The sequence below is a fragment of the Streptomyces sp. NRRL S-495 genome, from assembly GCF_000966955.1.
Lineage (GTDB): Bacteria > Actinomycetota > Actinomycetes > Streptomycetales > Streptomycetaceae > Kitasatospora > Kitasatospora purpeofusca.
The window spans coordinates 1-10,093 of the sequence record NZ_JZWY01000218.1 but is presented as its reverse complement, the minus strand read 5'-3'; the positions used below and the strand labels follow the sequence as shown (position 1 = coordinate 10,093).

At 73.0% G+C, this 10,093-nt stretch carries 10 protein-coding genes; all 10 read left to right on the top strand.

Annotation, left to right across the window (positions count from 1 at the left end):
• A partial coding sequence (locus VR45_RS13375; RefSeq protein WP_045939944.1) for a nucleotide sugar-1-phosphate transferase occupies positions 1 to 656 on the top strand: 656 nt, incomplete at its 5' end.
• Positions 644 to 1,717, top strand: coding sequence for an iron-containing alcohol dehydrogenase family protein (locus VR45_RS13370; protein WP_045939943.1), 1,074 nt, complete (start codon positions 644 to 646; stop codon positions 1,715 to 1,717). The genes VR45_RS13375 and VR45_RS13370, both read left to right, overlap by 13 nt.
• An 88-nt stretch (positions 1,718 to 1,805) precedes the next feature.
• Positions 1,806 to 2,543 (top strand): CDP-alcohol phosphatidyltransferase family protein, encoded by a 738-nt coding sequence (locus VR45_RS13365; RefSeq protein WP_045939948.1) that lies wholly within the window; start codon positions 1,806 to 1,808, stop codon positions 2,541 to 2,543.
• Positions 2,544 to 2,578: 35 nt separating this feature from the next.
• On the top strand, positions 2,579 to 3,502 hold the full coding sequence (locus tag VR45_RS13360; protein ID WP_045939942.1) for a glycosyltransferase: 924 nt from the start codon (positions 2,579 to 2,581) through the stop codon (positions 3,500 to 3,502).
• 167 nt (positions 3,503 to 3,669) lie between these two features.
• Entirely contained in the window at positions 3,670 to 4,611 is a 942-nt protein-coding gene (locus VR45_RS13355) for an ABC transporter permease (protein ID WP_045939941.1), read from the top strand.
• A 34-nt stretch (positions 4,612 to 4,645) separates the two neighbouring features.
• Positions 4,646 to 5,449 (top strand): ABC transporter ATP-binding protein, encoded by an 804-nt coding sequence (locus tag VR45_RS13350; RefSeq protein WP_199839757.1) that lies wholly within the window; start codon positions 4,646 to 4,648, stop codon positions 5,447 to 5,449.
• A gap of 358 nt (positions 5,450 to 5,807) precedes the next feature.
• The gene (hpnC, locus tag VR45_RS13345) at positions 5,808 to 6,764 is read left to right on the top strand and encodes a squalene synthase HpnC (protein ID WP_045939946.1); all 957 of its coding nucleotides are present in this window, start codon (positions 5,808 to 5,810) and stop codon (positions 6,762 to 6,764) included.
• A 41-nt stretch (positions 6,765 to 6,805) separates the two neighbouring features.
• Positions 6,806 to 7,663 (top strand): presqualene diphosphate synthase HpnD, encoded by an 858-nt coding sequence (hpnD, locus tag VR45_RS13340; RefSeq protein WP_045939940.1) that lies wholly within the window; start codon positions 6,806 to 6,808, stop codon positions 7,661 to 7,663.
• A 166-nt stretch (positions 7,664 to 7,829) separates the two neighbouring features.
• Positions 7,830 to 9,266, top strand: a complete 1,437-nt coding sequence (gene hpnE, locus VR45_RS13335) for a hydroxysqualene dehydroxylase HpnE (RefSeq protein ID WP_045939939.1) — start codon at positions 7,830 to 7,832, stop codon at positions 9,264 to 9,266.
• Positions 9,267 to 9,490: 224 nt separating this feature from the next.
• Positions 9,491 to 10,093, top strand: a 603-nt coding sequence (locus VR45_RS13330) for a polyprenyl synthetase family protein (protein ID WP_045939945.1), incomplete at its 3' end; no start/stop codon positions are given.

The following is a 10,093-nucleotide window of genomic DNA, read 5'->3' as shown; positions in this document are numbered from 1 at the left end:
TCCTGGACCTCACCCTCGGCAACTTCGCCGAGGTCGGCCTGCGCGAGGCGGCGATCGTCGTCGGCTACCGCAAGGAGGCGGTCGAGGAGCGCAAGGAGGCGCTGGAGCGGAAGTACGGTGTCAAGCTCACCCTGGTCGAGAACGACAAGGCCGAGGAGTGGAACAACGCCTACTCGCTCTGGTGCGCCCGTGAGCTCTTCACCGAGGGCCTGCTGCTCGCCAACGGCGACACCGTCCACCCCGTCTCGGTCCAGCGCACCATGCTGGAGGGCAACGCCCGGCTGACCGCCGAGGGCCGCGCGCCCGGCATCCTGCTCGCCCTCGACACGGTGAAGAAGCTCGCCGACGAGGAGATGAAGGTGGTCGTCGACCCGGCCGCCGGCATGCGCCGCATCACCAAGCTGATGGACCCGGCGGAGGCCACCGGCGAGTACATCGGTGTCACCGTGATCAACCCGGCCGCCGCCGCCGACCTCGCCGACGCGCTGCGCGCCACCTACGAGCGCGACCCGCAGCTGTACTACGAGGACGGCTACCAGGAGATGGTGAACCGCGGCCTGCGGATCGACGTCCAGCCGATCGGCGAGGTCTCCTGGGTCGAGGTCGACAACCACGACGACCTGGCGAAGGCGCGGGAGATCGCGTGCCAGTACTGACCCGGCTGGTGCCGTCGCCGCTCTTCGTGGAGATCCGCCCGGGCGCGCTGGACGCGCTCGGCGGCATCCTCGCCGACCAGCGGCTGTCCGCCTCGGGCCGGATCGCGGTGGCGATCAGCAACGGCTCGGGTTCGGTGCTGCGGGCCCGGCTGGAGCCGGCCCTGCCCGGCGCCGACTGGTACAGCGTGGCGGACGGCAGCCTCGACAGCGCGGTGCGGCTGGCGGACGAGATCCGCGGCGGTGTGCGCGGCGGCCACTACGACACCATCGTCGCCCTGGGCGGCGGCAAGATCATCGACGCGGCCAAGTACGCCGCCGCGCGACTCGGCCTGCCGCTGGTCTCGGTCCCGACCAACCTGGCCCACGACGGCATCTGCTCGCCGGTCTCCACCCTCGACAACGACGCCGGGCGCGGCTCCTACGGGGTGCCGAGCCCGATCGGCATCGTGATCGACCTGGACGTGATCCAGGGCGCCCCGCCGCGCTTCGTCGCGGCCGGCATCGGCGACATCGTCTCCAACATCTCGGCCTGCGCCGACTGGGAGTTGTCGCACGCCGAGACCGGTGAACCGGTGGACGGACTGGCCGTCGCGATGGCCCGTTCGGCGGGCGAGAACCTGCTGCGGCACCCAGGAAACCTTCAGGATCAGGGCTTCCTCACCGCCCTCGCCGAGGCACTGGTACTGTCCGGCATCGCGATGAACATCGCGGGCAGCACCCGGCCCTCGTCGGGCGCCTGCCACGAGATCTCGCATGCCCTGGACGTGCTGTATCCCAAGCGGTCCGCCCAGCACGGCGAACAGGTCGGCCTCGGTGCCGCCTTCGCCAGCTTCCTGCGGGGCGAGCGCGAGCTGACCGGTCTGATCGTGGAGCGCCTGGCGCCCCACGGGCTGCCGGTGACCGCCGCTCAGATCGGCTTCACCGAAGCGGAGTTCACCGAGGCGGTGCACTACGCTCCGAATACCCGGCCGGGCCGTTTCACCATCCTCGAACACCTCGACCTCTCCCCTTCCGCAATCAGGGACGCGTACGCCGACTATGTCCAAGCCGTCAACAGCTGACCGTTCCGCCGCCGGGTCCACGCCGCCGGTCGACCTGACCCGCCGCCCCTCGATCGAGGAACTGCGCGCGGTCATCCACCCGGAGGGCATGCTCCAGCGCCGCAGTGCCGAGCACTGGGCCGGCCGGCTCTACATGCGGCGGATCTCGCTGCGGATCACCCGGGTGCTCTCCACGGTCACGGTGATCACGCCCAACGGCCTGACCTATCTGATGATGCTCACGGGCATCCTGGCCGGCGCCGCGCTGATCGTCCCCGGGATCGCCGGCGCGGTGCTGGCGGCCGTGCTGATCCAGCTCTACCTGCTGCTGGACTGCGTGGACGGCGAGGTCGCCCGCTGGCGCCGGCAGACCTCGCTCACCGGCGTCTACCTGGACCGGGTCGGCCACTACATGTCCGAGGCGGCCCTGCTGACCGGACTCGGCCTGCGCGCCACCGACCTGCTGCACCGCGAGGGCAGCACCTCGCAGTGGGAGTGGGCCTTCCTCGGCACCCTGGCCGCGCTCGGCGCGATCCTGATCAAGTCGGAGACCGACCTGGTCGACGTGGCCCGCGCCCGCAGCGGTCTGACGGCGGTCGAGGACAGCGCCTCGGTGCCGCGCTCGGCCGGTGTCGCCAAGGCCCGCCGGGCCGCCTCGGTGCTCAAGTTCCACCGGCTGGTCGGCGCGGTCGAGGCCTCGCTGTTCATCCTCGCCGCCGGTGTCGCCGACCTGGTGCACGGCGGCCTCTTCTTCACCCGGATCGCGGTGGTGGTGCTGGCCGCGATCGCGATGCTGCAGACCGTGCTGCACTTGCTGAGCATCGTCCTGTCGAGCAGGCTCCGGTGAGCGGCGTGACGGGGACGGGCAGGACGGGGACGGACATGACGGAGAACGCCGCCGCCACCGCGGACACCGCCACCGGTGCCGACACCTTCCGGCTCGGCGCGGTGATCATCACCATGGGCAACCGCCCGGACGAGCTGACCGCCCTGATCGAGTCGGTCCGCGCCCAGCAGGGCCCGGCCGTCGAGCTGGCCGTGGTCGCCAACGGCGCCCCGCTGCCGCCGCTCCCGTCCGGTGTGCGCTCCGTCGAGCTGCCGGAGAACCTCGGCATCCCGGGCGGCCGCAACGTCGGCATCGAGCTGTTCGGCCGCGACGGCCGGGACGTCGACGCGGTGCTGTTCCTGGACGACGACGGCAGCCTGCCCGGCACCGACTCGGCCCGGCTGCTGCGCGAGGCCTTCACGGCCGACCCGGAGCTCGGCATCGTGAGCTTCCGGATCGCCGACCCGGAGACCGGCGTCACCCAGCGCCGGCACGTGCCCCGGCTGCGCGCCAGCGACCCGCTGCGCTCCTCCCGGGTGACCACCTTCCTCGGCGGGGCGAGCGCGGTGCGCTGCGCGGTGTTCGAGAACGCCGGCCAGCTGCCCGCGGAGTTCTTCTACGCCCACGAGGAGACCGACCTCGCCTGGCGCGCGCTGGACGCGGGCTGGGCCATCGACTACCGGGCCGACGTGGTGCTGCACCACCCCACCACCTCGCCCGCCCGGCACGCCTCGTACTTCCACAACGTGGCCCGGAACAGGGTCTGGCTCGCCAGACGGAACCTTCCGGCCCCTTTGGTGCCTCTATACCTGGGAACCTGGTTCCTGCTCACGCTGGCCCGCCGACCCTCCCCCGAGGCGTTCAAGGCCTGGTGGGGCGGGTTCCGGGCGGGCTGGCGCGAACCCTGCGGTACGCGGCGGCCCATGCGATGGCGTACCGTTTGGCGACTGACCAGGCTGGGCCGACCGCCGGTCATCTGATCCGTCCGGTGACCGTCCGGTGACTTCCGGTCACCGGACGGCAGGTCGGTCGCCGGGCCGGTGACCACACACCGGCCGCACTCCCCCCGAGATCCGAGTGGATCCCCATCGGCGCAAGGCCGGCGGACCCCCGTCGACCGGCCCGCCCCGACGATCCCGCGCGAAGGATGAATGTGTCGACAGTGAGTGAACCCGTCAGCCTCTCAGCCCCGAGGGGGGCGGACGCGGGCCTGACCCCCAAGCAGCTCGCGGAAAAGTACGGCCTGACGGTGAGCGGCAGAAGGCCCGGCCTGTTCGCCTACTCCAAGCAGCTCTGGGCCCGGCGTCACTTCATCTGGGCCTTCGCCACCGCGCGCCTGGTGGCCCAGTACACCGACGCCAAGCTCGGGCAGGTCTGGCAGGTCGTGACGCCGCTGCTGAACTGCGCGGTGTTCTACCTGGTCTTCGGCGAGATCCTGAAGAACAAGGACGACAACCCGTACTACGTCGCCTGGCTCTGCATCGGCGTCTTCATCTTCCAGTTCACCCAGAACGCGGTGCAGTCGGGCACCCGGGCGATCTCGGACAACCTCGGGCTGATCCGGGCGCTGCACTTCCCGCGCGCCTCGCTGCCGATCGCGTTCACCGTGATCCAGCTCCAGCAACTGCTGATCTCGATGGTCGTGCTGTTCGCCGTCGTCCTCCTGAACGGCATCGAACCGGGCCGGACCTGGGTCCTGGTGATCCCCGCCCTGCTGCTGCAGTCGATGTTCAACACCGGTGTCGCCCTGATCTTCTCCCGGATCGGTGCCAAGACCAGCGACATCTCCCAGCTGATCCCGTTCGCGATGCGCGCCTGGCTGTTCCTCTCCGGCGTCATGTACAGCATCTCCGACAAGATCAAGGACTGGCCGCCGTTCTGGCAGAAGGTGATGGAGCTCAACCCGGCCTCGGTCTACATCGACCTGGTCCGGCACGCGTTGGCGCCGATCATCTACAACAAGCACGAGAAGGTCTTCCTGGAGTTCCCGCCGCACCAGTGGAAGTACGCGATCGCCTGGGGCGTGGGCATGCTGGTCATCGGATACGTCTTCTTCTGGAAGGCTGAGGAGGAGTACGGCCGTGGCTGACACCGATGTTCGAGGGGCCGACCTGCGCAAGGACCTGGAGGACGCCGTCCCCCGCCGCAAGGTGTTCGACGCCGACGTGGCCCGCGACCCCACCGTGGTGGTCGACGACGTGCACATCGTCTACCGGGTGCACGGGGCGGGCTCCGGCAAGGGCAGTGCCACCTCCGCGCTGAGCCGGATCATCAGCCGCAAGCGGTCGTCCGGCGTCCGCGAGGTGCACGCGGTGAAGGGCGTCAGCTTCACCGCGTACAAGGGCGAGGCGATCGGCCTGATCGGCTCCAACGGCTCCGGCAAGTCCACCATGCTGGCGGCCATCGCCGGTCTGCTGCCGACCGAGAAGGGCGGCATCTACACCAACGGCCAGCCCTCGTTGCTCGGCGTCAACGCCGCGCTGATGAACGAGCTGACCGGTGAGCGCAACGTCGTCCTCGGCTGCCTCGCCATGGGCATGTCGCCGGCCGATGTGCGCCGCCGCTACCAGGAGATCGTCGAGTTCTCGGGCATCAACGAGAAGGGCGACTTCATCTCGCTGCCGATGCGCACCTACTCCTCCGGCATGGGTGCCCGGCTGCGCTTCGCGATCGCCGCCGCCAAGACCCACGACGTGCTGCTCATCGACGAGGCGCTGGCCACCGGTGACCAGGCCTTCCAGGCCCGCAGCAAGAAGCGGATCGAGGAGCTGCGCGCGGAGGCCGGTACGGTCTTCCTGGTCAGCCACGACAACGCGTCGATCCGCGAGACCTGCGAGCGGACCATCTGGATCGAGGCCGGCGAGCTGGTCATGGACGGCCCGACCGAGGAGGTCGTCCGCGCCTACGAGCGCGGCGAGCGCCCGTAGCACCGCACCGGTCCGCGCGACGGGGCCGGCCCCGGGCGGAGACCCGGGGCCGGCCCCTGTCCGTTCGTGCGCCCCGCCCTGGCCCCGTCGTGCCCCGGGTGGCCCGCCCCCGCCCGGGTGAGCGCCCCGTGCGCCGGGTGAGGCGCTCTTCTCCGGCGCGGGCGTCGGTGTCAGGCTGTAGGCGCGGGGGTGGTGTGCCGGACGTGACTCCCGTGATCGGACGCGTGTCCGACTCGGGCCGATCACTTGAGCGGTGTAGAACGGGGGAGTGACAGCAGTGTCGGCTTCGGCCCAGCCCAGTAGTGAGTCCCCGCCCGGAGGCGGCCGCCCGGAACCCGGCCCCGCGGGAGCGGCGACCCTGGCGAAGGCGAGCGCGGAGAACTTCCCGGTCGCCCCGTTCTTCCTGCCCGCCGCGTGGCGCGACGACCTCATGACGGTCTACGGCTTCGCCCGGCTGGTGGACGACGCCGGCGACGGCGACCTCGCCGACCCGGCCGGCACCGCCGCACTGCTCGGCGTCCCCGCGCCGCCGGAGCCGTCCGAGGCCCCCGGACTCACCCCTTCGGCCCAGTCCGGCCCGCCCGCTCCCGACCGGCCCTCCCCGGCCGAAACGGCGTTCCGCCTCGCCCTGCTGGACGGCCTGGAGCGCGACCTCGACCGGGTCTTCGAGACCGCCCTCGACCCCGCCCGCGGCGAGGCCCCCCGGCACCCGCTGCTGCGCCCGCTGGTCCCCCTGGTCGACCGCCGCGGGCTCACCCCGGAGCCGTTCCGCCGGCTGATCGAGGCCAACCGGGTCGACCAGACCACCACCCGGTACCGGGACTACGACGAACTCATCGCCTACTGCACGCTCTCCGCCGACCCGGTCGGCCGCCTGGTCCTGGCCATCGCCGGCTTCGGCACCCCCGAGCGGATCGCGATGTCCGACGACATCTGCCGGGCCCTGCAGATCGTCGAGCACCTCCAGGACGTCGCCGAGGACCTCGCCCGGGGCCGGATCTACCTGCCCGCCGAGGACCTCGAACGCTTCGGCGTCACCGAGGCCGACCTCGCCGCGCCGAGCGCCGGCGCACCCGTCCGCGAGCTGATCCGCTTCGAGGCGGACCGTGCCCGCACCCTGCTCGACCGAGGTGCGCCATTGGTAGGTACGGTTCGGGGGAGGCTTCGACTGCTCCTCGCGGGATTCACCGCGGGCGGGTACGCGGCCCTGGCGGCCGTCGAGGGCGCCGGGTACGACGTACTCGCCCAGCAGGCGAAGCCGGACAAGCGCCGCCTCGCAGCGAAGGCGGCGGCCATCTTCGCGAAGGGAAGGTGAACGCCCGCGTGGCGGCATCACCACTGGCGTCGGCTCCGGTCATGGCGGCCTACCGGTACTGCGAGGCAGTGACCGGACTGCAGGCCCGCAACTTCAGCTACGGCATCAGGCTGCTGCCCGAGCCGAAGCGGCTGGCCATGTCGGCCCTGTACGCGCTGGCGCGCCGGGTGGACGACATCGGCGACGGCGAGCTCCCGGCCGACCGCAAGGCGGAGGCGCTGCTGCGCACCCGCGAACTGCTCGACGAGATCCGGGCCGGCTCCGTCGCGGAGGACGACACCGACCCGATCAAGGTCGCGCTCGCGGACAGCGCCCGGCGCTTCCCGATCGACCTCGGCGGCTTCGACGAGCTGATCGACGGCGTCGAGATGGACCTCAAGGGCGCCGAGTACCAGACCTACGAGGAGCTCAAGGTCTACTGCCGGTGCGTCGCCGGGGCCATCGGCCGGCTGTCGCTCGGCGTCTACGGCTGCGACGACCCCGAGCGCGGCGCCCGGTACGCCGACACCCTCGGGCTGGCGCTCCAGCTCACCAACATCCTGCGCGACCTGCGCGAGGACGCCCTCAACGGCCGCACCTACCTGCCGATGGAGGACCTCGTCCGGTTCGGCTGCCAGGAGGGCTTCGCCCACCCCAGGCCCCCGGTCGGGGCCGACTTCGCCGGGCTGGTCTCCTTCGAGGCGGCCCGCGCCCAGGCGGCCTTCGAGGAGGGCCTGCGGCTGCTGCCGATGCTCGACCGCCGCAGCCGGGCCTGCACCGCCGCCATGGCGGGCATCTACCACCGGCTGCTCGGCCGGATCGCCGCCGACCCGGAGTCGGTGCTGCGCGGCCGGGTCTCGCTGCCGGGCTGGGAGAAGGCGTACGTGGCGCTTTCCGGGCTCGCCGGGGGGCGTTCTTGATTCTTGCCACAGTTCTGTCACGCTGTGTCAGCGGGGAATCACTTATGGGTAGAGCCCTGTTGACCGTTGGGTCGGGCCCGGCCGCACTGACCGCGGACCCGACGGCACTGACCACGGGCGCCCCGGGCACGACCGGACCGGGCGCCGGACGCGAGGGGGAGGTCGGATGACCGGGCGAGCCGACGCCGCGCGCCCGGCCGCCGTCGTGGTCGGCGGCGGCCTCGCGGGCATCACCGCCGCGCTGCGGCTGGCGGAGGCGGGCCACCGGGTCACCCTCGCCGAGGGCCGGCCCCGCCTCGGCGGCCTGGCCTTCTCCTTCCGCCGCGGGGAGCTGACCGTCGACAACGGCCAGCACGTGTACCTGCGCTGCTGCACTGCCTACCGGGGCCTGCTGGAGCGTCTCGGCGCCAACCGGCTGGTCCACCTCCAGGAGCGGCTGGACGTGCCCGTCCTGGGCGTCTCCGGGCCCGCCGACGCGCCGGTCCGCACGCTGGGCCGGCTCGGACGCGCCGCGCTGCCGGTGCCGCTGCACCTCGCGGGCAGCCTGGCCCGCTACCCGCACCTCGGCCCGGCCGACCGGGCCCGGGTGGTCCGCGGCGCGCTCGCGCTGCGCCGGCTGGACCTCGCCGACCCGACCCTGGACGCCGTCTCCTTCGGCGACTGGCTGCGCCGGCAGGGCCAGAACGAGCGGACCGTCGCCGCGCTGTGGGACCTCGTCGGCGTGGCCACCCTGAACGCCAGGGCCGACCGGGTGTCGCTGGCACTGGCCGCGATGGTGTTCAAGACCGGCCTGCTCTCCGACCCCGGGGCCTCCGACATCGGCATGGCCGCCGTCCCGCTCGGCACCATCCACCACGACCGGGCGCTCGCCGAGCTGGAGCGCGCAGGAGTGAAGGTGCTGCTGCGGGCCCGGGTGGCCGAGCTCAAGCCGGCCGTCCCGCAGCACACCGTCCGACTGGAGGGCGGCGGCGAGCCGCTCACCGCCGAGACGGTGGTCCTGGCCGGCGCCCAGGACACCGCGGCGGAGCTGCTGCCGCCCGACGCGGTGGCCCGCCAGGACCGGCTCGCCCGCTTCGGCACCTCGCCGATCCTCAACGTCCACGTGGTCTACGACCGCAAGGTGCTGCGCCGGCCGTTCTTCGCCGCGCTCGGCTCGCCCGTGCAGTGGGTCTTCGACCGCACCGCGCACTCCGGGCTGGCCGGCACCTCGCTCGGCGCGGCCCACCCCGACGCCCAGTACCTGGCGCTCTCGCAGTCCGCCGTGGAGGACGAGATCGACCTTCCGGTCGCCGAACTGCGCCGCCGCTACCTGCCGGAGCTGGCCCGGCTGCTGCCCGCCGCCGGCGGGGCCGAGGTACTGGACTTCTTCGTCACCCGCGAGCGCACCGCCACCTTCGACCCGGCCCCGGGCACCGCCGCGCTGCGCCCCGGCCCGCGCACCGCCGTCCCCGGCCTGCTGCTGGCCGGCGCGTGGACGGCCACCGGCTGGCCCGCGACCATGGAGGGGGCCGTGCGCAGCGGTCACGCCGCCGCCGACGCGGTACCGGCCGCCGACGGCCGGCCCCGGCCGGCCGACCGCGGCGACGGGAGGTGGCCGAGGTGACCGGCACCGCCCTCGCCGGGGACCTCGGCGAGCCCGCCAGAGCGGGTGCCCACCCGCTCGGCCCCGGCGGCGCCACCGCCACCGGCCGCGTCGAGCCCGGCCGCACCATCACCGCCAGCCTCGGGCCGTCCCACGCGGCCAGGCACCACCAGGGAGAGGGAACGTACGTGGAGTCACGCACCGGCACCGCCGGCGGAGCCACGGCACATGCCGGACCGGTCTCGGTGCCGGAACTGCTCAACCGCACCCGCGCGCTCTGCACCCCGCCGCTGAGGGCCGCTGTCGCCCGGCTGGCCGCACCCATGGACACCGTCGCGGCGTACCACTTCGGCTGGATCGACCGGGACGGCATGCCGGTCGTGGGGGACGGCGGCAAGGCCGTGCGCCCCACCCTGGCGCTGCTCTCGGCCCAGGCCGCCGGTGCCCCGGCGGAAGCCGGGGTGCCAGGTGGGGTCGCTGTTGAACTGGTGCACAACTTCTCCCTGCTCCATGATGATCTGATGGACGGTGACGAGACCCGGCGCCACCGGGCCACCGCCTGGACGGTCTTCGGCCCGGCCCAGGCGATCCTGGTCGGTGACGCCCTGGCCACGCTCGGTACGGAGGTGCTGCTCGACGCCGCGACCGCGGGCGGCGCGAGCCCCACCGACGCCGCGCGCGCCGTCCGGCTGCTCAACACCGCCAGCCGCCGGCTGATCGACGGGCAGGCGATGGACGTCGCCTTCGAACAGCGGGACACCGTCACCGTCGCCGAGTGCCTGGAGATGGAGGGCGGCAAGACCGCCGCGCTGCTCTCCGCCGGTGCCGCGCTCGGCGCCGTCCTGGCC

Excerpts from the sequence above, each read along its gene's own strand:
- VR45_RS13355 (WP_045939941.1), top strand. The coding sequence starts at position 3,670 with ATGAATGTGTCGACAGTGAGTGAACCCGTCAGCCTCTCAGCCCCGAGG.
- hpnD (WP_045939940.1), top strand. The coding sequence starts at position 6,806 with ATGGCGGCCTACCGGTACTGCGAGGCAGTGACCGGACTGCAGGCCCGC.
- VR45_RS13360 (WP_045939942.1), top strand. The coding sequence starts at position 2,579 with ATGACGGAGAACGCCGCCGCCACCGCGGACACCGCCACCGGTGCCGAC.
- hpnE (WP_045939939.1), top strand. The coding sequence starts at position 7,830 with ATGACCGGGCGAGCCGACGCCGCGCGCCCGGCCGCCGTCGTGGTCGGC.
- VR45_RS13365 (WP_045939948.1), top strand. The coding sequence starts at position 1,806 with ATGCTCCAGCGCCGCAGTGCCGAGCACTGGGCCGGCCGGCTCTACATG.